Here is a 22,394-nt window from a genome sequence, read left to right as displayed (position 1 = left end):
GATAATCAAAAATAAGATGCAGCAAAGAGTGAGCATTATAACGATTTCGTGCCGCATTAACTATTCAAGGTTTGACTGATTTTATCTAAGTTCAGACTATCTGACATGGCGCTAAATATCTCGAAATACTTGCCGCGCTGCTCATAGAGCGCTTCGTGCGTGCCGGTCTCAACCACGCGCCCATCTTCTATCACCACCAAATCATCAGCATCGATGATTTGGGCAATGTTATGAGACACCATAATCACCGTCCTGTCTTTTTTAATCAAATCCAAGCTTTTCTTCACTTGTTGACTGGCGATGGCATCAAGGCTAGCCGTTGGCTCATCCAAAAACACAATGGGCGGATCCTTTAAAAACATTCGTGCCAGCGCAATACGCTGCTGTTGACCACCTGATAAGGATTTAGCCGTACTCTCATAACCTTTTGATAACGATATGATTTGCTCATGAATCGAGGCTTTTTTGGCAGCGATAACAATATCCTCATCACTAGCATTCATATCGCCATAACGAATATTTTCGCTGATCGTACCTGAAAATATATGATTGCTTTGCAGCACCAGACCGATATTTTGACGCAATTCATGGGTATCGCAGTCTGCTAAGTCGTGCCCATCTAAACATATCGTGCCAGCATCTGGCGCATAAAACTTTACCAATAAATTGATAATCGTACTCTTGCCAGCACCGCTTAAGCCCACCAGCGCAGTGATACGATTGGGCTTGATGGTAAAGCTGACATCTTTTAGTGCTTGGGTGCCATTAGGGTAAGTAAAATCGACGTTTTTTAATTCAATGTGACCTTGCAGATTTTTGGTGCTCATTCCCGCTATGTTTTCGACTTGGCTTTCATCCTCTAATATCTCAAAGAAGCCTTCAGCATAGGTCAGGGCATTATTGATTTGATCATAGATACGATGTAATTGACGGATAGGGGCGGCGACGTTTTGAAACAGCATGACGTGGAATAAAATCATACCGATGGTCATTTGACCCTTTAATACAAAGTAAGACGTCAGCACGATAATCACCACCACGCCGATTTGCTCGATAAAGGTTTTTACCGCGTCGTAAACAAAACCAATACTACGAATGCGCAGCTGATTGTCGGTCATCTCTTTTTGAATGGTTAAGTGCTTTTCCGCCTCAATAGATTCACGGACAAAGGACTTGACCACACTGATAGAGTTAATCAACGAGATGACCAGACCGCTTTTGGCTTCTCTAAAGCCGCGCATCTGCCGACGGAAACCTTGCAAACGCTTGGCTTGTTTTTGACTGATAAAGAAGTAAATCGGGATAATAATAAGTCCGACCAAGCCTATCCAAACGTTGGTCGAAAACATAATAATGAGTGAGACAATCGCACTGGCAAATAGCGGCAGCATATCGATAAAGAAGTTTTGCACCAAACTTGTTAAGCTGCTTACGCCATAATCAATACGGGTTTGTAATTTGCCGCTGTCGTTTTCGCTACTGGTATAAAACGCCATGCGATAGGTCAAGATACGTTCAATAATCTTTTGCGACAAATCACGCGACAGATTGATACGGATTTTTTCGCCATAAAAGCGCTGACCAAAAGAGATAAATATTGATAGTATCTCTTTGGTTAATAGCACTGCACTGATGATGGTTAACATACGCAAGCCAGCTTCCCAAGGCTCGGCAAGGGTGGCAATCTCGGTCAAGGTATCAACAGCATAGCGCAGTACAAAGGCATTGACCTGTGCGGTAAAGGAGCCAAGTACCGTTAGTATCAAGGTCGCTATGATTAAGATTTTATAAGGCGCGGCAAAGACAGCTAGCTTTTTAAGGATATCCCACAGCAATGCGCGGCGCTCAACTTTTTTGAGTGGCGGCTTGTTCTTGAGAGTGGCATGGCGCGGCTGAGGACGAGTTGGCATAAACACTTAGCTCATGGATTTTAATATTTTACAAACTTTATATTAAATTAATAAAATAAAGTTTGATATTATATAGAGACATTCTTTGTTCTTTTTTGGTGAACACCGTTTGAAAATCCTTCCTTATGTTTTGATTAGCCTGTTAGGCGGTGCTATTGTTCCGCTGCAACTGGCTATTGTCAATGCTTTTCGAGAAAGTACACAAGCCTCTCAAATACAATCGACCTTTTATTTATACTTAGGAGGTGCATTAGCTTCTTTAGTGCTGTCGTATGTGATGAGTGGCGGTATCAAGCCGCCAATGATTGAAAATGCGACGTGGTGGATGTGGTTACCAGGATTTTTGGGCAGTTTTTATATCTTATTCATGTTTATTGCCGCGCCAAAGATAGGCGCAGGTAATACACTGCTTTGGGTATTTCTTGGGCAAATGTATTTTGCCCTGATACTAAGCCAAACGGGCTTGTTTGGCTTAGAAATTAAAGCGATAGATATCTATAAAATTGCTGGCTTAGCCTTAGTCACTATAGGCGGGATGTTAATGATATATGGTGAGACGAGAGTTAACGGTTAAAAACTATCCGCTGGTACAAACACTTCACCGATCATAATACGGCGGGCTGAGCGGCTCATCGAGACTTTTTTGGCTTGCCAGCGTCCATCGACTTTTTCGGTTTTACCGCCTACGAGTAGCGTGCCAGAAGGATGACCAAAACGCACTTCCATCAATTCACCTGCACCTGCCGCTTGATTAACCAATGTACCCTGTGTCGTCGCTGCGGCGGCAATCGCAACCGCTGCTGTGCCCATCATCGCATGATGCAATTGTCCCATACTCATCGCTCGTACGACCAGATCAATCTCATTGGCATCAACGGCTTTGCCACTAGAGGCGCTGTAGCTTTGCGCAGGCGCTACCCAAGCGATTTTTGGAATATGCTGACTGCTTTGCGCCTCACTAATGTCTTTGAACAAGCCCATCGCCACACCGCCTTTGGCGCGGATTTTTTCAAGCTTGGCAAGTAGCTCGCTATCACTATTGATATCACCTTGTAATTCTGTGCCAGTGAAGCCTAAATCTTCCGCCTGCATAAAAATCGTTGGGATACCCGCACTGATAAAGGTTGCTTTGACGCTATCGGCATTGAGACCACAACCAGACACGTCAAAATCATCGACCAGATTACCAGTAGGGAACATATCGCTAGACGAGTCTACCGGATCAATAAATTCAATCTTGACTTCGGCAGCTGGGAAGGTCACACCGTCTAATTCAAAGTCGCCGGTTTCTTGTACTTGTACCTTGCCTTGCGCGTCGGTATAAACCGGTACATGAGTAATAATAGTTTTACCGATATTCTGTTGCCAAATACGTACTTCGCAAATACCACTTTCAGCATTTTCATGGATACTGTTAGCAATCTTGTCGGCATCTACCAAACCCATATTAATCGCACAAGCCCCAACTGCAGCGGTTAAATTACCGCAGTTACCCGCCCAATCAATCATTGGTTTGGCGATATTCACTTGTCCGAACAGATAATTGACATCGTGGTCTGCTTTATCAGACTCAGACAATATCACCGTCTTTGACGTGCTAGAGCTGCCATTGCCTAAACCGTCGATTTGCTTACCATAAGGGTCAGGGCTACCGATGACACGTAACAAAAACTTATCACGTGACTCGCCAGCGACTTGGCAACGCTCAGGTAAATCAGAGAGTTTAAAGAAAGTGCCTTTTGAGGTACCGCCGCGCATGTAGGTAGCAGGGACGGATATTTGGGGAGCGAAAGGCATATTTGGCTTAGTGTTTTGTTGTGGCATTTTTTATTCCTTTTATCGTTTCATCAGAATGATAGTCGTTAATATATTATAGCTGTGGTAAAATACCACAAAGCTTAATATTATTAAATAAGGAGAATCCTATGTCTACTGCAAGCATACGTCTTAATAAAGCGTTGGTTGATAAAGCCTATGCGATCTCAAAAGCACAACATCGCACCCCGCCAAAGCAAATAGAGCATTGGGCAACCATTGGCCAAATTATGGAAGACAATCCTGATCTATCCTATGAGTTTGTTAGACAACTATTAATTGCACAAGCAGAAGTCGATGCTGGCATGGTCGAGCCTTACGAATTTGGATAATTTATTTTGGATAGATGATGACTCAGCCTTTAAGTGTTATTCAATCACATAGCTTTAAAAAAGTGGTTAAAAAATTACATAAAAATCAGAAAGCAGATCTAGATGCTGCTGTACGTACCATAATAGATAATCCTAATTTAGGAATACAGAAAGTAGGTGATTTATCCTCTGTACGTATCTATAAGTTTAAGATGTTGAAGCAGCTGACGTTATTGGCTTATCAAATTGATGATGGTCGGCTTATCCTTACTTTGTTAATGGTTGGCACACATGAGAACTTTTATCGTGATGTTAAATTAATACTTTAATAATCATTATAAAGCGCTAGTGTCATTATTTTTCATACTTAAAGATTAAAAAACCGATGCCGTATAATCTATACAACATCGGCTCTTCTATTGACTATGCGCTAGAAACTAACGATTACACAATATCTAACGTGCCATCGATGAACTCTTTAGCAAAACGCTGTAGCATACCGCCAGCGTTGTACATTTTTACCTCATCGGCGGTATCTAAGCGGCAGATAATAGGTACTTCCGTTTTGCTACCATCAGTACGGTTGATTACTAGCGTCATCATGCCGCCAGCAGAGACTTCACCTTTAACATCAAAAACTTCTGTACCGTCGATATTAAGCGTATTACGTGTCACGCCTTTCTCAAACTGCAAAGGTAGCGCGCCCATACCAACTAGGTTTTGACGATGGATACGTTCAAAATCTTCAGCGACCACCACCTCAACTCCTGCTAAACGCACGCCTTTGGCAGCCCAATCACGGCTTGAGCCTTGACCATAGCCGTCACCTGCGATAATGATCAGCGGCTGCTCACGGTTCATGTAAGTCTCGATTGCTTCCCACATGCGCATGACTTGACCTTGTGGCTCAACTCTAGCAAGCGACCCTTGGATAACTTCGCCTTGCTCGTCACGTACCATTTCATTCAACAGCTTTGGATTGGCAAAGGTTGCACGCTGAGCCGTTAAATGGTCACCGCGATGGGTGGCATAAGAGTTATAGTCCTCGCTTGGCAGACCCATAGTGTCAAGGTACTCGCCAGCAGCTGAATCACCCAAGATGGCATTTGATGGTGACAAATGGTCAGTGGTGATGTTATCACCAAGCACTGCTAACGGACGCATACCTTTTAGCTTGTTCATCGCCGCCATTTTGCCTTCCCAATAGGGTGGACGACGAATATAAGTGGTCTGATCACGCCAGTTATACAGTGGACTGAGCGCTTTACCCGTATCTTTTTTGGCTTCATCAAACATCGGGATATACACGGCATTGAACTGCTCAGGCTTCACCGCTTTGGCAACGATGGCATCAACTTCATCATCATCAAACCAGATGTCTTTTAGATAAACGTCATTGCCATGTTGGTCTTTACCCAATGAGTCTTTTTCGATATCAAAACGGATATTACCGGCGATAGCATAAGCGATGACCAGGGGCGGTGATGCTAAGAACGCTTGCTTGGCATACGGGTGGATACGACCATCAAAGTTACGGTTGCCCGATAATACCGCAGTGGTGAACAGATCGTTATCGATGATTTCTTTTTCGATATCAGGATCTAACGCACCGCTCATACCATTACAAGTCGTACAAGCGAAACCAACCACATCAAAGCCGATTTCTTGCATTTCAGACATCAGTCCTGCTTCTTCTAGGTACATTTTTACGGTTTTAGAACCAGGGGCTAGTGATGTTTTCACCCAAGGTTTACGTAATAAGCCTTTGGCATTGGCATTACGGGCAACTAGGCCAGCAGCGACCATATTGCGTGGGTTAGAGGTATTGGTACAGCTGGTAATTGCCGCTATAATTACTGCGCCATCTGGCATGAGACCATCTTTTGGTTCAGGAAGTTTATCTCCGTCACCGTGGGCAATACCTTTAGCCACTAAGTCAGTCGTTGAGACACGAGCATGCGGACGTGAAGGGCCTGCCATGTTACGGACAACAGCAGATAAATCAAACTCTAGCACACGCGCGTACTCGGCTTTTTCCATACCGTCAGCCCACAGACCAGTTTGCTTGGCATATTGCTCAACCAGTTTTATTTGATCTTCACTACGACCAGTTAAGCGTAAATAGTCAATGGTTTGCTCATCGATATAGAACATCGCTGCTGTTGCGCCATATTCAGGCGTCATGTTTGAGATAGACGCACGGTCACCAACACTTAGCTGGCGAGCCCCTTCGCCAAAGAATTCAATATAAGTCGATACCACACCTGCATCACGTAAGAACTCCGTCATAGCAAGCACCAAATCGGTACCAGTAATACCTTTTTGCAATTTACCAGTTAGCTTCACGCCAACGTAATCAGGCAAGCGCATATAAGACGGGTTACCAAGCATGACGCTTTCAGCTTCCAAGCCCCCAACACCGATTGAGATGACACCTAAAGCGTCAACCATTGGCGTATGGCTATCAGTACCAACTAACGTATCGGCAAAGGCAACCTCTTCACCAGCTTTGTTTTTGACCACTTGCACAACTGGTGACATTTTCTCAAGATTAATTTGGTGCATGATGCCGTTACCGGGCGGTACGACGTTGACGTTATCAAAGGCATATTGACACCAGTTGATAAAATGAAAACGGTCATCGTTACGGCGCTCTTCGATAGCACGGTTTTTTTCAAAGGCATTTTCTTCAAAACCGGCGTGCTCAACAGCAAGTGAATGGTCAACAATCAATTGCGTTGGCACGATTGGATTCACTTTTGACGGATCACCACCTTGCTCAGCGATGGCATCACGTAAACCTGCCAAATCAACAAAGGCGGTCTGACCTAAGATGTCATGACAAACGACGCGGGCAGGGTACCAAGGAAAATCTAAATCTTGCTTGCCATAGATATGCTGCTTGAGCGCCGCGGTTAAATCCTCTGGTGGGCAACGACGTACCAAGTTTTCACACAATACTTTTGAGCAGAACGGTAGTTTGTCATACGCGCCAGCTTCGATATTTTCAATCGCTTCGCGGGTATCAAAGTAATATAAGTCGGTATCAGGAAGCGGCTTTTTGAATGGTTCATTCATCGGCTGCACTAGGGCGTTGTCCATAAGTCACCTTTGGCTGTTGGCTGGTTGGAATAGGGATGTTTTTGTTAAAAAATAAGATAGATATTCAGTTTATAGTTACTTGTTGAATTTTTTGTTCATCTCTAACAAATCATATCTGGCATCGTTAAAAATTTTTCTAAACCACTGATTAAAAGCTATCAATACTTCAAACCTATTATCAAAATTTAAGGAAATAAAACTGAGATACTCATCGTCTGTCAAAAGACACTCTTTACTGTCTAAAGTATAAAGGTAGCTTTCAAAATCCAAGCTCGTAATAAAACCGATGGCGTAACCAATAACATTTTGCTCAAAAAAGCTCAAATTGCTTGGAATACCTAATATTTCAAAAAAATCAGGTATATAGTCTGTTTCATACCAATCATCTAAGCTTTCATATATTTGTGTTAATGGGTAAGGGGGGATTTCAGTAGCCTGCTTGCGAGTTAGATGCACAACACAGACTTGGTTTGAATGAGTAATCTTAAATAACCAATCATCACCTACGCCTTGTGCAAGAGCTTCAACTTCAAATCCATATAGTGGGTGGCCTATATAAAGCTCTCTTTCTAGTTCGTCTGTGAAAATCTTCTTGAAATCCTTACTTTCTTTGGCACAAGACCACCAAGTATGAAGGAATGGCCCATTCTTTAATGCCGATTTGATATCGAAAGTGCTGTTGAATATCATAGTATTTCAAATGTTTTAAAAGTAGTGGTAGAGTGCATCAAATCGGCACACTCTACATAGCTTCTATATCAAGAAAAATTAACGCGCACTCATCTCTGGTACAGGACGCAAGTCTTCACCAGTATATTGGGCACTTGGGCGAATGATACGGTTGTTCGCACGCTGCTCAAATACGTGTGCCGCCCAGCCGGTTAAGCGCGAGCATACAAAGATTGGCGTAAACAATTTGGTTGGAATACCCATGAAGTGATACGCTGACGCATGGAAAAAGTCTGCATTACAGAACAGTTTCTTTTCGCGCCACATCACTTCTTCACAGCGTACGGATACTGGGTATAACACCTCATCACCAACGTCAGCAGCCAGCTTTTCAGCCCAACCTTTAATCACGACGTTACGCGGATCAGATTCGCTATAGATAGCATGACCAAAGCCCATGATTTTGTCTTTGCGTGCCAGCATTGCCATCATCTCTTTTTCAGCTTCATCAGCTGAGCTAAAACCTTCAATCATATCCATAGCGGCCTCATTAGCACCGCCATGTAAAGGACCGCGTAGTGAGCCAATCGCGCCCGTAATACAAGAATGGATATCAGACAGGGTCGATGCACAAACGCGGGCAGTAAAGGTTGAGGCATTAAACTCATGCTCTGCATACAAGATAAGTGACACGTTCATCACCTTTGTATGTAGCTCGTTTGGCTTCTCGCCTTTGAGCAGATGTAAGAAGTGACCACCAATGGTCTCATCATCGGTCTCGGTTTCGATACGCACGTTATCATGGCTGAAGCGATACCAGTAGTTAATGATTGATGGAAATGCTGCCAGCATACGATCCGCTTGGTCGTTTTCTTCATCAAAGCTCATTTCAGTTTCTAAGTTACCGAGCATTGAGCAACCGGTACGTAATACGTCCATTGGGTGCGCTGCAGCAGGGATACGCTCAAGCACATCTTTTAATGACTGTGGTAGACCACGTAAACCTTTTAGCTTGGTCTGATACCCATCAAGCTCAGTTCGGGTTGGTAGGTTGCCATATAAAAGCAAATAAGCGACTTCTTCAAAGATGCACTTGTCTGCAAGCTCTGAGACGTCATAACCGCGATAGGTCAGACCAGAGCCTGATTTACCTACAGTAGATAAAGCGGTCTTGCCAGCGACTTGTCCACGAAGACCTGCGCCCGAAAGTTCTTTCTGTGCTGCCATGATAAATTCCTTTTGTTGATAGCTTTTGGTTGATAGCTTTGATTGGATGCAGTGTCTAAAATACTGTGCTGGCAAGCATTATTATCTCTATTTATGACAGAGCCAGCACTTTTATTGGTTAAAACTACTTATTATCCGCAAACAATTTGTCTAGCGTCTGCTCAAACTCATGATAATTTAAGAAATCATACAGCTCCATACGGGTTTGCATGGTATCGACAACTTTGTCTTGCGTACCATCATCGAGTAGATGCTGATATACGTTTAATGCCGCTTTGTTCATCGCACGAAATGCTGATAAAGGGTATAGCACCATTCCAACACCGACGTTATATAACTGCTCAGTGGTATAAAGATCGGTTTGACCAAACTCAGTCATATTAGCGAGGACTGGAATATCAAGCACATCGGTAAACTTACGATACATCTCAATGTCCGTTAGCGCTTCAGCAAAAATCATATCAGCGCCCGCTTCTTGAAAGGCAACGGCACGTTCAACAGCCGCATCTAAACCTTCAACAGACAATGCGTCCGTACGTGCCATAACGACGAAATCGCTATCCACTTTGGCATCAAGGGCGGCTTTTAAGCGATCGACCATCTCTGAGATACTAACAATTTCTTTATTTGGACGATGACCACAGCGTTTTTGGGCGACTTGGTCTTCGATATGGACGGCTGCCACACCGGCTTTTTCCATTTTGCGAATGGTTTGAGCAATATTAAATGCGCCACCAAAACCGGTGTCGATATCGACCAATAACGGCGTATCAACAGCATCGGTAATACGGCGTGCATCTTCTAGCACATTATCAAGGCTGGTCATTCCCAAATCTGGCAGACCAAATGAGGCATTTGCCACGCCAGCACCAGAGAGGTACAAGGCTTGGTGACCAACTTGGGTTGCCATCATCGCGGTATAGGCGTTAATCGCGCCGGCAATCTGTAGTGGTTGATTTTTCTCGTTTTTTTGTTTCATTGCACTGCGAAAGCGAGCGCCAGCTGATGGGGTCATGTCGTATTCCTTACGTAGAGGGAGGATCTTATCGTTGTCATGCGCGATTCAATCGTTGTGCTTGATTATACCCAATTATACTTGCCTGAAAAGTGGTGTTTTTATTTAATTATTAATATAAATTACATTCATACATTAATAATTTTAATATTATCCATTTTATGGATAATTATATCCATAAATTAGAGGTTCGCGTCTATCAGTATTCATAACGCATCAAACCCTACATTTATTCTGATTAAATATTTACATTTAGTTACAATTATAACTATAGTCAGGGAAAAGTAATATCGATATATCAAGTACTGCTGATATTAATTTTTCTTGCTTGCTGTGCCTATGCAGACAGAGGCTGCAAAAAATTTATACCAGCAGCACTGTAGCGTTTTTGAGATATTTTAACTATATAAGCGTTTTGTCGTTGTCCACAAAAAAGCCCTCTTAGTTTGGCTAAAAGGGCTTTTGCTCTATCGAGTCTATGGTTATCTATATTTGCTAACCGTTATTTTTAACCAATGATACCTGCAAGACTGGCTAAGAATAACAAGGTAAAGCCGCCTAAGAATACAAGCCCTGCAATCGAATAGGCGTTCATACCAGCCGATAGCTTTTTATGGTTTTTCACCAGCGAGTAGTTTAACCAACCAAAGATAGGCGCGGATATAAAGGCCGATATCATCGCAAACTTCAGCATAGCGCCTAATTGTCCGGCAAAGAAGCTAATAATCACCAGACCGCCACCGATGGCATAAGTGGTCCAAAAGGCGATTTGCTTTTTGTTAATCTCGTCTTCACCTTTAATCAAACGCCAGCATTCGGCATTGGCACGACCATAGCCATCCGCACAGGTAATCGTGGTGCCAAACATACACATAAAGGCGACAAAGGCGACCAGTAGTCTTGACCATTCACCGATAGTGGCGGTATACATATTGATAAGCTGATCAATATAAGCGACACCTGCGGTTTGAATCTCTTGCCCTGAGCCGTATTGTACGAAAACGCCCAACGCTAAAAAGAACAAGGCTAAAATAGCAGAAACTAAGAAACCGACATTAAAATCCAGTAACCCCTGACGGTGCGTGGTATTGTCCGCTTTTCTCTTTGCTGATGTCCACATCGAGGTGATGGCAGCGAACTCAAGTGGTGCTGGCATCCAACCCATAAGAGCCACAATAAACCCTAAAGTCGCCAAGTTCCAAGGAGAGGCAGGGACAAAATCCGCCACCATCACCGTCGGCTTGCCAGCAGCAATCATTACCGCCAACACGGTTGCGGATACGAGCGCAATCATAATCCACTTAGTGACGCCGTCAAGCAATTTATAATGACCAGCAATCAGAAAAAACCAACATACCGCAACGATGATGACCGCTAAGGCAATACTCGATAGTCCTACAGAGGCGGGCAGCATAAAGCCCAAGATCACTGCCGCAAGCAATGTCACAGCCCCCGTACTAATCACCGCCGATAAAATGGATAGGATAAAATAAATCCAGAGATAGGCTTTTGAGCGTTTGGCATAGCCTGCGATTAAACTCTCGCCGGTATCGTAGACATAATCGGTGGCAAAGCGGAAAAACGGATACTTAAAGACGTTGGCTAATATAATCATAATCGCCAGCTGCCAGCCATATAACGCGCCAGCTTGCGTCGATGAAATCAGATGCGAGCCGCCAATAGCTGCAGTCGCCATCAGAATACCGGGACCAAAGATTCGCCAGCTAAAGCCTTCTTGCTGCGCGGGGAGAGTATCGCCTGTGGCGCTTGGGTTATTGAGTGGTTGTGTGGTCATGCTTACCTCGAAATGGTTAAAACAGCAAATCATCACTTACCTGTGTCAGTTTGCCAATGATTATGAGCGCATCGCTTAACAATTTTTCTTGATACTGTTTCTTAAAACGATTTTTATCGTCTCGACTTTATCATATTAATCCGGTTTAGCAGGATAATTATTCATATAATGATTACTTATTTTTTGCATAGTCATTCCTGATATTTATTATCATTCGATGTAAATATCAATAGTTATCAATGACTGTTTTTTCGGGCTTCTTTATACCACAATTATTGAGCAATATCTGATAATTTAACGCTGAGATTCAAATTTTTGCCGGCGGTAAGTGATGCCGCGCTGCTCGTAGACATGATAAGTTGCACGCAATAAGTCAGGGATATTAGGATGCACAAAATCTTTGAGTGTATGCAGATAAATAGGCGAGGTGACGTTTTCGTGAATGAGACGCTGATAGCTAATCTGCTCCGTACGCACTGTCTTTAAGCTGGCAGGTACTAAGGTAATACCTTCGCCCGCCGCCACCAACCCGAGTGCCACTTGCAAATCGCTGACGGTGGTGGTCATAAATGGAGAGATACCATATTGTGCAAATAAATACAGCAAAGGCTCTTTGACCTGCTCAGTAGCAGATACTTGATGGTGGCTCGTATTTTTCTTATTCTGCCCCAAGGTTTTATGAGTCCCTGTGCTTGATACTGTTTCTGGCACTGTTTCTGGCACTGTAGATACAGGCAAGTGGGTTTGATGATAGAGAATCAGGCGGTTATTTGCCAAATCAATCAAGCGTTGCTCGCGCACATTGGCAAGCGGATGGGCTTTAGGCAATGCGACGACATAGCGCTCGTGGCGTAGCAGTATTTGCTGAATCCATGGGTCTTGATGGGCAAAGCGTCCAAAGCCAATATCAATGTCACCTGATTTTAGCGCTTCTATCTGCTGATAGGAGCTGATGTCCTTTAGATTGACGTCAATCTCAGGATTGGACTGCTTCAGGGTAGCGATAATCTCAGGCAGCAGCCCATACAGTATAGAGGGCACAAAACCGATATTTAACGCGCTGCTAGGTGCAGACAAGCGCTGGGTCATACCAACAACCGTATCCATCTCTGTCAGTATGGTACTGATTTTATCGTAAAAGAACGTGCCAGCTTCTGTTAAATGTAGCGGTCTGTGATAGCGATCTATCAACATCACGCCCATGTCTGTCTCTAGCTGCTTGAGCAAACGGCTCAAACTCGGCTGTGACAGTCCGATTTTGGTAGCGGCTGCGCTAAAGCTTCTAAGCTCGGCAACGGCAATAAATGCATTGAGCTGCTTTAAATCCATGTTTTATGCTCATTTATCTGTCATATCAGATCAATTGACTAAGTGGATATCGACTGTATTTTATATCAATAACAGCGCAACTATAAAATTATGCTTGAAGCAGACGAGGTGACACTCTATATTGTTGATTAACGATCGCGTTACACTTTAGCAAACTAATAAACCTTTACCCTCAATTCTAGCAGTCATCTGCGGTTTCGTGGCATAAACTGGTTTGGTATCACTTCATGAGCGACAAAAAAGACAAGCAAAACGCTGATTTGGAGGCGAACTTAGCAAAAATCGCTAATACTAAGCCACGACTGCGTGATCGTAAAAACAATATCTATGAGCGTTATATCACGCGTGTTGAAAGCGTAGAGACTATTGAAAGTACTGTCGAAACTACCGTGGAAAGTACTGTCGAAAGTATTGAGAAGACAAAAAACGAGCCCGCGCCAACTGTTGCCAATACTGACGCTTATGATGCGGTCGATGCTGATCTTAGCGCACGCTTACTGGATAGCCCTGTTCAGCAGCATATATTACAGCCGCTTGAAAACGCTGACAAGCTGTCATCCTATGAGCCACTAAGTGCCGCAGAACTAGGGTTATTTACCATTCAAGCGCAAGATAATGTGGAAAATACAGCAGGGCTACAGATATCTAATAACAGCAGTACATCGGTAACCTTGGACTTCTCTGATGAAGAAAATGAGAAAGTTATACACCCTTTAATGACAACAGAGGCGACTGATAGGGCATCTGCAGCTAAAAATGAAGATACTGAGGTAGATAATAGCGCTTATGTTGATGAACCTATCAGCACTGCATCTTTGACAACCTTACCCAATAAAGAACTGAAAAAAAATAAAGCGGTAAAATCAAAAGAGAAGCCAGCAAATAGTAAAAAACTGCTTATTATAGGTATGGTGCTTGGCTCACTCATGATTTCTGCTGCTGTATTCACGTTGATTGCAACTGGTTTTTTGTCCACGGGTACTACGTTTACAGAATCTGAGTTTACAGAATCTGATGCTGCTGGCACGCCTGTTAGCAAGAGCATTACTCAAACAAGCTCAGTCACCAAACAAACGGCTAATCGCACTGAAATGAACACCACTGAGCAAAATGTAGAAACTAATACGCCACCTGCTGTCGTTGAAGAGCTCAGTGACTCTGACACTGCCAAGTCCTCAAACCCCAAGTCTCAAACAGACATGACGAATAAGGAAAATGAAGCAGCTGTTAGTGCGCCAAAAGCGGAGACTGCCATCACATACGAAGATTTTAGAGAAGAGTCACAAAACACGCTATATCGTGAAACCAATGATTAGCGTCATGAAAACCCCTATCTTAGAAAACTTTCGTGCTTTTCTTTAGGCTCTTTTTTAACCAATGGTCGAATATAAACGGACCAAATGGTAAGAACGAGCCAAGCACGCCGGCAGGGATCGCCCATATAGGCATTTTTATCTTGACGGCTGTGCCCATGAGTACAATGATATAGGCGATGAATAAGCCACCGTGAGTCATACCGATATATTTTACCGCTTCTGGAATGTCCATCATGTACTTGAGTGGCATCGCGATGCAGAGCAACAGTAAAAACGAGGTACCTTCTAGATAACCTATTATCGTCAGTGTTTTTAATGCCGTATTTTGTTCTGTTGTAAGATTAGAGGCGGGTTCAAACATTGGCGGAGCCTGTGGCACTGTATTTTCCTTTTGTCATCGACATAAAAGGTGCGGTCGTTTAACGACGTAAGCAATAATAGCAACCTACGTCTGCTATTATTGCCTTGCGCGAGAAAATCAATAGAACCATCAATATATGGGCAAACAAAGCAGGTTAAGTTAAGAGTCTTGCTTGTTCACTAAGCATCAAGAGCAGGGGGCTTACTTTCAAATTCAGCAAGCATCTTAGTAATGAGCTGATCTTTTTGCTGCCAAACTTGCTCAACCCAATCAAACATTTCTGCTTTTATCGCCTCATCAGTCTCATAGCCGCCATTTTGAACACTGGTAAATAAGTCATCAGGCATCTCAATATGTCTGACATCGACGCCCAAACGCTTGATATTGCCTTTCCATAAGTCGCCGTATGTCGGTACACCGTCAGGATAGACGATGGTCATATCTAAAATACCATCGATATCTTCGCCAAGCGCACTAATCGCTAGCGATAGACCGCCAGCTCTTGGTTTAAGTAAATGCGTATAGGGCGACTGCTGCTTATCCCGTTTTACGGTGGTAAAACGGGTGCCTTCTAGATAATTTAGCAGTGTAAAAGGCTTGTCTTTTAGCAATGCACAAGCGCGTTTTGCTTCTTCGATATCTTTGCCTTTTAAGGCAGGATTTTTCGCAATCGCCTCTTTAGAATGTCGACGCATCATTGGAAAATCGAGAAAATAGAAAGCTTGCCCAATGACCGGAATATATATCAACTCAAACTTGGTAAAAAATCGCGTTAATGGCAAACGCTTTTCACTAATATATTGCACGATACTGGTATCAACCCATGATTGGTGATTGCTTACCAGTAAATACTTGCCCTTGGTATGGATATCGTCAGGTAGGCTGATACGCCAGTCTTTATCCGGCAGGATGTTATCGATCATCGCGTTATTGCTGTTAATCCAATAATTGGTCACATCAATGACCGCTTTATCAGCAATCGCTGCACCAGTAACGGCTTTGGCTGCACCCATAATCCATACAGGGGGACCTGCCAACATACTATTAAAGGTAATAACGCCTGTTGCTGTGGTCAGCGAAGCGATTTTGCCAAGTTTAGGATTGCGTTCATGTAGTTTTTGAACGAATGATTTGAATCGCATGTTAAATCCTCTTAACCTTACATATTATAAGTGATTAGTAACGTAGTGGCATAATACTAGCAGAAATCGATAGGCGTGTTTACGTAATTGGTTTGGCGTTACATTTCACTGACTATAACACTCTTGAGCTTACGACAAACCGCACACAATAAAAATCCAGTGCTAAATACTTAACACTGGATCAATAATGCCAATTACTCAAAGTATCAGTTACTCAAAGTATCAGTTATTCAAAGTACCAATCAGCCTTGTAGCTGGTCAATCATACCTTGGTATTTGTCTTTTTTCTCAGCAATCTTACTACGCTCTTCTTCTGCATTGTCTACCGATCCTTCAGAGTCTGCCACTTTCTTATCAAAAGCTTCTAACTCGGCGGTTTTGGCATCTAAAAGTCTGTTAAGCATGATAGCAACCGCTTTTTCAGAAACGTCATGTGTCATATTAGACGCTTCAGACGTAAAATCATCTTTGAGCTTAGCAGCCCATTGATAGATATTAGCTATCGTCGCACTATGCTTATCCTCATGCTTGTCTTCATTTTCATTTTCAGAATCAGACTTATCTTCTTCGTCAGATTTCGCTGGTTTTTTGTCAGCCGTAAAATCATCTTTGAGCTTAGCAGCCCATTGATAGATGTTAGCTATCGTCGTACCGTGCTTATCTTCTTCATTAGACTTATCTTCTTTATCAGAGTTGTCGTCTTGATCATCTTTATTAGACTCATCATCCTTACCAGACTTAGTGTCTTCATCAACCTCATAGTCTTTATCAGCATTGTAATCTTCAAAATCACCGTCTTCATAAACGACAGTATCACCTTTTACTACTTCTACGCCTGTTAACGCATCATTTGGAAGCGTTGTCGCTGCACTCTCAAGAGACTCTAAGGCATTTTTAATGTTGTCGTTCTTAGTAGACTTGTCAGACATGATTTATGATCCTTGTTATAGCATTAAGTGAAATATATTTACCGCCAATATTATGCCAGTACAATTTTTTATTCAGTATCTTAATGTAAATTACATGTTTCAATTTGCTAAAAAGACGGCTACACCTTAGACAACGTCCATCTCTAGTAGTTTTGCAGATGAAGCTTCTAACTGGACCACCACGTCATCCTCGTTAAGCGCCACTTGATAAGTATTGAGCGTGACACTCTCATCATCTAGACATTGCCCCGTAGCAAGGTTAAAGCGCTGCTTATAAATAGGTGAGGCAACATAGAGTATCGCTTCATCAATGCCGGCGTCGTTGGTGACGGTAGTGCCGCCAATTAAACCGCGAGATAATACATTGGCCTGACTGAATGGATCATAATTATCAAGGGCGAATAGGTGGTTGTGCTTGGTACGAAAGATGGCAATTTGCTTGCCGTCTACTAGCGCACAAACACCAGTTTCAGGAATGATATCGTTGAGATTACAAATAGTGTACTGGTTCATGAGGCGTTATCCTTAAAGGTTATACCGTTGCTATCAACAAGCGACAGGTAATAAGTGGCAGATAATAAATGCTAGGTAGTAAGTAACAAGTAGAGAATTAAAAGACTAGTGCCCTTCTTCTAATAGATAAAAGGGCGGGGCACTAACACTCAGTTAAGCCAACTCAACCAGCTTAATCGTGGTCTTTTCAGCGTCAGTCGCTGGGCGAATCTGATCGCGCTCGGTCACAAAGATGACGTTTTCGTCGCCTTGCTCACTGTTCACAAAATGACGGAAGCGTTTGAGTTTTTCGGTATCGTTGATTGTCGCCGCCCATTCGCATACATAGTTGTCGACCAGCATCTGCATTTGTGCCTCTAACTCATCCGCTATCCCCAAGCTGTCTTCAATGATGACGGCTTGTAAATACTCAAGCCCACCATCCAAGCTCTCACGCCACTTTGAGGTGCGTTGTAGTTTGTCCGCCGTCTTGATATAGAACATGATAATACGGTCGATATATTTGACCAGTGTATCGGTATCAAGGTCGGTTGCGAACAGCTCGCCATGGCGCGGGGTAATACCGCCGTTACCACCTACGAATAAGTTCCAGCCATTTTCGGTTGCGATCATGCCAAAGTCTTTGCTTTGCGCCTCAGCACACTCTCGCATACAGCCTGACACGCCCATCTTGATCTTGTGCGGGGAGCGCACGCCTTTATAGCGGTCCTCTAACCTAATCGCAAGACCCATACTGTCATCGACACCGTAGCGACACCAGTCATTACCCACACAAGACTTGACCGTACGTAACGACTTACCGTAGGCATGACCGGTTTCAAAGCCAGCTTGCACCAATTGTGTCCAAATATCGGGTAGTTGGTCTAAACGTGCACCAAATAAATCCACGCGCTGACCACCAGTAATTTTGGTATATAAGTTAAATTCTTTCGCCACTTGCCCGAGTATGATTAATTTGTCGGCTGTGATTTCACCACCCGGCACACGGGGCACGACTGAATAAGTGCCATCTTTTTGGATGTTACCCAGATAGTAATCGTTACTGTCCTGTAGTGGCGTCAGCTCAGGCTTGAGTACATAGTCATTCCAGCACGATGCCAAAATAGAGGCGACTGTCGGTTTGCAAATCTCACAACCATGACCGCTGCCATGTTCGGTCAGTAGCTCATCAAAGGTTCTAATACCGTGCACACGAATCAAGCTATACAATTCCTGACGAGAGTAAGCAAAATGCTCGCATAAGTCGTTGTTGACTTCAAAGCCAAGCGTTTTCAGCTGGTAGCCTAACGTGTCTTTGACCATAGGCGCACAACCACCGCAACCAGTACCTGCACTAGTCACTGCTTTCACATCGGCAATCGAGTACGCGCCGTTTTCGACCGCGGCACAGATAGCGCCTTTGGTCACGTTATAACATGAGCAAATCGTCGCGGTATCGGGCAGATTATCGATACCCATAACAGGTTTTTCGACGTTGGGTAAGATTAGGCTTTCAGGGTGCGCTGGCAAGTCAATATCATTCAAATACAGTTGCAATAAATTATTATAATCTTCGGTATCACCGACCAATACCGCACCGAGCAAGCGTTTATTATCAGCGGTAGTCACAAGCTTTTTATAGATGCCTTCCGCCGGGTTTTGATACAGATAACTCAGTCCGCCTTCGGTAGTGCCGTGGGCGTCACCGATACTGCCGACGTCCACGCCCATCAGTTTGAGCTTGGTGCTCATGTCAGCGCCGGTAAAGGTTCGCTCGCTATCACCTGCAATTTGTGCGGCGCAAATACTGGCCATGCTATAGCCGGGCGCAACCAGACCGAATATTTTGTTGTCCCAAACCGCGCACTCGCCAATAGCATAGACGTGCTCGGCATTGGTACGACACTGCTCATCGATTAAAATTCCACCACGGCCACCCATCTCAATACCGCACTCAGGGTTGTTTTTGATAATGCCATCTTGTGGACGAATACCCGCACTAAATACAATCATATCGGTATCGAGCGAAGTATCATCTGTAAACTGCATGCTCAGATAGCACTCATCATCGCTGGCGCCATTTGGATGGGATATAATTTCTTTGGTATTTTTACCGGTCAGAACCTTGACACCCAGTGCCTCGATTTTGCGCTTCAAAATCTCGCCACCCGCAGCATCAAGCTGTACACCCATTAACTGCGGGGCAAACTCGACCACATAAGTATCAAGGCCTAAGGTGACTAATGCTTTTGCGGCTTCTAACCCGAGTAGACCACCACCGACCACCACGCCTTTTTTGACCTTTGGTAATTCGGCAATGGTCAAAATCTCATCCAAATCAGCAATCGTACGATACACGTGACAATGCGGATGCTCACGACCCGGAATCGGGGGTACAAAAGGATACGAGCCTGTCGCTAGCACCAGCTCACTATACTCAATCTGCTCGCCGCCCTCCGTTGTGATGGATCGATTGGCCGAATCGATATCCACAATCTGCTGGTTTAAATGCAAATTAATTTGTGACGATTCATATGTCGTTAGATCGACGAGATTCAGCTTGCTGGCATCTTTGTGCTCAAAATAGCTTGATAGATACACACGGTCATAAGCAGGGCGGTCTTCTTCGGCGAACACATGAATCTCAAACTGCTCATGTAGCCCTTGCTCAATGGCTCTCTCGACAAAATGATGGCCGACCATGCCGTTGCCAATCACCACTAAGTTGCCTTTATTTTTTGTGCTTACTGTCGTGTTACTCATGCGTCTGTCCTTAATAATGGGGTTGTCTAAATATCATTGCCAGCGATTTATACTTACGCTATCAATGGCTTGTTTTCAAACAACAGCTTCTAAACAACAGCTGATAAACAGCATTTAGATGCCTACTACTACAGAGCATTCAATAATCGTGCCAAACGGCTTTATCCGCCTGTACTTCCTGACGTTCAATCCTAATAAATATTGATTGAAGTATAAGGATAAACAGTATGTTCCTTAACGTTTTACGGAGATTAAATAGGAATTAAATAGGGACTAAAGCCAATATCAATGCTTAGAAGAAGAAGGTAGGTAGCGCTCTTTTTATAAGTGCGTCGATAAAATATAAATGCACCAAAATAGATACAATCGTGCCCCAACTTGGGTTGTAGTGCTGTGCGTAAGACCTAGCGATTTTTTGCCTCTCTTTGACGCTCTTCGACCATTCTTAGGTCTTATTAAAATATTAATCTGTTTCCGATATCGCCTGAAAACCTTTAATAGAAGGGCGTCAAAGTATTTATGACAGGTTACCCTTTCGTCTTATAACGCTTGGCACAAAAACAACTGGCATAGCCATTGCACCTCCTTAGACATCTTAATTAGATATCTTAATTTGTTGTTCTTTGAACACTTAACGCCTTGTAATAATTTAGAGGTTAACCCTTTGAGGAAGCTGCCTATGTCATCATCGACCCCCGTCGCACCGACCAAAGACAAGCTAAATATCTTGTCTTTTTCGGGCAAAAATAAAATCCTCCATTTAGGTTGGATGGCGTTTTTTCTTACCTTTTTTGTATGGTTCAACCATGCCCCGTTCTTATCAGCGATTGGTGAGACCCTTAATCTTAGTAAAGATCAAGTCAAAACCTTATTGATTCTCAACGTGGCATTGACCATTCCAGCACGGGTCATTATCGGCATGTTGACCGACCGGTTCGGTCCGCGCATTGTCTATACCGCCATTTTGTCTATTGGTGCGATTCCCTGTTTTACCTTTGCCTTCGCGCAAGATTACAACACGTTAGCGCTGTCTCGCTTCTTACTGGGCTTTGTGGGTGCAGGCTTCGTCGTTGGTATTCGCTTGATGAGTGATTGGTTTCCAACCAGTGAGCTGGGTACGGCTGAAGGGATTTATGGCGGTTGGGGTAACTTTGGTTCAGCAGCAGCAGCCTTACTATTACCAACAGTAGCGATCGGCGCTGCCGCGGTATTCGGTGGTGATGAAGGCTGGCGTTATGCGACTGCCATGTCGGGTGTGGTGATGGCGCTTTATAGTATTATTTTTTATAGAATGGCTCGTAATACGCCTAAAGGCGCGACTTACTTTAAACCTAAAAAGTCTGGCGCTATGATGGTGACGTCAACGGGCGACTTTTGGCTCATGATGGCCTTTAAATTACCGATGTATTTGGCATTGGCATTGTTAGCATGGAAATTATCGCCGTCGGGCGTAAGCTTACTCAGCCAGTCTAGTGTCACTATGGTCTATATTGGCCTTGCTGTCCTATATGTCTATGAGTTCATCAGTAGCTACCGCTTCAATAAAGAAGTCTTTACTACGCCTGTACCTGCAGCGCATCGTTATGACTTTAAGCAAGTCGGTATCTTAAATATTCTATACTTTGCCACTTTTGGCTCAGAGCTTGCCGTCGTCTCTATGCTGCCACTGTTCTATCAAGAGACCTTTAGTTTATCGATTGTCATGGCAGGTGTATTGGCATCGAGTTATGCCTTTATGAACCTAATGTCACGCCCAGGTGGCGGCTGGCTCAGTGATAAATTCGGTCGTAAAATTACCTTGTTGATTCTAACGGCGGGTTTGGCAGTCGGTTATCTATTGATGGGCTTTCTTGATTCAACATGGCCACTGTCTTTAGCCCTATTAATCACGATGTTTTGCTCGTTTTTTGTACAAGCGGGTGAAGGCGCGGTATTTGCTGTGATTCCACTGATCAAGCGCAGTATGACGGGACAATTCGCAGGTATGACGGGCGCCTACGGTAACGTCGGTTCGGTCGTGTATTTGACGGTACTCAGTCTCGTGTCTTATCAGGTGTTTTTCTTTGTCATCGCCGCGACAGCCGTGGTCGGATTCTTTGCGCTGTTCTTACTCAAAGAACCAGAAGGTGTCATTATTGAAGAGATGCCAGATGGGTCATTTGCCGAAATCCAAGTGAGCCATAGATAGCGCCGAAAAGCTAAAGAAAAACTAAATAGG

The 22,394-nt window shown here is 43.7% G+C and carries 18 protein-coding genes; 5 read left to right on the top strand and 13 right to left on the bottom strand.

From position 1 onward, the window contains the following. Positions 1-56: 56 nt before the first annotated feature. Positions 57-1,910, bottom strand: a complete 1,854-nt coding sequence (locus JMW90_RS00640) for an ABC transporter ATP-binding protein (RefSeq protein WP_227691805.1) — start codon at positions 1,908-1,910, stop codon at positions 57-59. Between the two features lie 109 nt (positions 1,911-2,019). On the opposite strand from JMW90_RS00640, the gene JMW90_RS00635 reads away from it, so the two are divergent. Next, the gene (locus tag JMW90_RS00635) at positions 2,020-2,484 is read left to right on the top strand and encodes a DMT family transporter (protein ID WP_201561195.1); all 465 of its coding nucleotides are present in this window, start codon (positions 2,020-2,022) and stop codon (positions 2,482-2,484) included. Here JMW90_RS00635 and prpF read toward each other — a convergent pair. Next, on the bottom strand, positions 2,481-3,707 hold the full coding sequence (prpF, locus tag JMW90_RS00630; RefSeq protein WP_201561289.1) for a 2-methylaconitate cis-trans isomerase PrpF: 1,227 nt from the start codon (positions 3,705-3,707) through the stop codon (positions 2,481-2,483). The genes JMW90_RS00635 and prpF overlap by 4 nt on opposite strands. 128 nt (positions 3,708-3,835) lie before the next feature. Between prpF and JMW90_RS00625 the strand changes: the two genes are divergently transcribed. Beyond that, positions 3,836-4,057, top strand: a complete 222-nt coding sequence (locus JMW90_RS00625; RefSeq protein WP_068404729.1) for a TA system antitoxin ParD family protein — start codon at positions 3,836-3,838, stop codon at positions 4,055-4,057. A gap of 17 nt (positions 4,058-4,074) precedes the next feature. After that, entirely contained in the window at positions 4,075-4,365 is a 291-nt protein-coding gene (locus JMW90_RS00620; protein WP_201561194.1) for a type II toxin-antitoxin system RelE/ParE family toxin, read from the top strand. Positions 4,366-4,480: 115 nt separating this feature from the next. Here the strand turns inward: JMW90_RS00620 and acnD are convergent, their stop codons facing one another. The 6 genes from acnD to JMW90_RS00590 form a co-directional block, all read right to left on the bottom strand. Continuing rightward, complete coding sequence (acnD, locus tag JMW90_RS00615; protein ID WP_201561288.1) at positions 4,481-7,114, bottom strand: Fe/S-dependent 2-methylisocitrate dehydratase AcnD; 2,634 nt, start codon at positions 7,112-7,114, stop codon at positions 4,481-4,483. Between the two features lie 99 nt (positions 7,115-7,213). Beyond that, the gene (locus JMW90_RS00610; RefSeq protein WP_201561193.1) at positions 7,214-7,828 is read right to left on the bottom strand and encodes a hypothetical protein; all 615 of its coding nucleotides are present in this window, start codon (positions 7,826-7,828) and stop codon (positions 7,214-7,216) included. A 78-nt stretch (positions 7,829-7,906) separates the two neighbouring features. Continuing rightward, the gene (prpC, locus tag JMW90_RS00605) at positions 7,907-9,034 is read right to left on the bottom strand and encodes a bifunctional 2-methylcitrate synthase/citrate synthase (protein ID WP_201561192.1); all 1,128 of its coding nucleotides are present in this window, start codon (positions 9,032-9,034) and stop codon (positions 7,907-7,909) included. Positions 9,035-9,158: 124 nt separating this feature from the next. Beyond that, positions 9,159-10,049 (bottom strand): methylisocitrate lyase, encoded by an 891-nt coding sequence (gene prpB, locus JMW90_RS00600; RefSeq protein WP_201561191.1) that lies wholly within the window; start codon positions 10,047-10,049, stop codon positions 9,159-9,161. Positions 10,050-10,557: 508 nt separating this feature from the next. After that, a complete protein-coding gene (locus JMW90_RS00595) occupies positions 10,558-11,844 on the bottom strand; it encodes an NRAMP family divalent metal transporter (protein WP_201561190.1) in 1,287 nt (428 codons plus the stop codon). Between the two features lie 294 nt (positions 11,845-12,138). Continuing rightward, positions 12,139-13,173: a LysR family transcriptional regulator gene (locus tag JMW90_RS00590; protein ID WP_201561189.1), complete on the bottom strand. Its 1,035-nt coding sequence runs from the start codon at positions 13,171-13,173 to the stop codon at positions 12,139-12,141. A gap of 227 nt (positions 13,174-13,400) precedes the next feature. On the opposite strand from JMW90_RS00590, the gene JMW90_RS00585 reads away from it, so the two are divergent. Next, complete coding sequence (locus tag JMW90_RS00585; RefSeq protein WP_201561188.1) at positions 13,401-14,489, top strand: hypothetical protein; 1,089 nt, start codon at positions 13,401-13,403, stop codon at positions 14,487-14,489. A 19-nt stretch (positions 14,490-14,508) separates the two neighbouring features. On the opposite strand, the gene JMW90_RS00580 is transcribed toward JMW90_RS00585, so the two are convergent. The 5 genes from JMW90_RS00580 to nirB form a co-directional block, all read right to left on the bottom strand. Further along, on the bottom strand, positions 14,509-14,868 hold the full coding sequence (locus tag JMW90_RS00580; RefSeq protein WP_379607336.1) for a DUF3817 domain-containing protein: 360 nt from the start codon (positions 14,866-14,868) through the stop codon (positions 14,509-14,511). A 161-nt stretch (positions 14,869-15,029) separates the two neighbouring features. Continuing rightward, positions 15,030-15,992, bottom strand: coding sequence for an acyltransferase (locus JMW90_RS00575; protein WP_201561187.1), 963 nt, complete (start codon positions 15,990-15,992; stop codon positions 15,030-15,032). Between the two features lie 242 nt (positions 15,993-16,234). Then, entirely contained in the window at positions 16,235-16,921 is a 687-nt protein-coding gene (locus JMW90_RS00570) for a hypothetical protein (protein WP_201561186.1), read from the bottom strand. Positions 16,922-17,047: 126 nt separating this feature from the next. Next, entirely contained in the window at positions 17,048-17,434 is a 387-nt protein-coding gene (nirD, locus tag JMW90_RS00565; protein WP_201561185.1) for a nitrite reductase small subunit NirD, read from the bottom strand. 153 nt (positions 17,435-17,587) lie between these two features. Next, on the bottom strand, positions 17,588-20,176 hold the full coding sequence (gene nirB / locus JMW90_RS00560) for a nitrite reductase large subunit NirB (protein WP_201561184.1): 2,589 nt from the start codon (positions 20,174-20,176) through the stop codon (positions 17,588-17,590). A gap of 679 nt (positions 20,177-20,855) precedes the next feature. Between nirB and JMW90_RS00555 the strand changes: the two genes are divergently transcribed. Beyond that, positions 20,856-22,364, top strand: coding sequence for a NarK family nitrate/nitrite MFS transporter (locus tag JMW90_RS00555; protein ID WP_201561183.1), 1,509 nt, complete (start codon positions 20,856-20,858; stop codon positions 22,362-22,364). The last annotated feature ends 30 nt before the right edge of the window (positions 22,365-22,394 follow it).

The organism is Psychrobacter glacincola (genome assembly GCF_904846215.1).
Lineage (GTDB): Bacteria > Pseudomonadota > Gammaproteobacteria > Pseudomonadales > Moraxellaceae > Psychrobacter > Psychrobacter glacincola.
The sequence above is the reverse complement of the archived record's forward strand: the minus strand, read 5'-3'. Positions and strand labels throughout refer to the sequence as shown.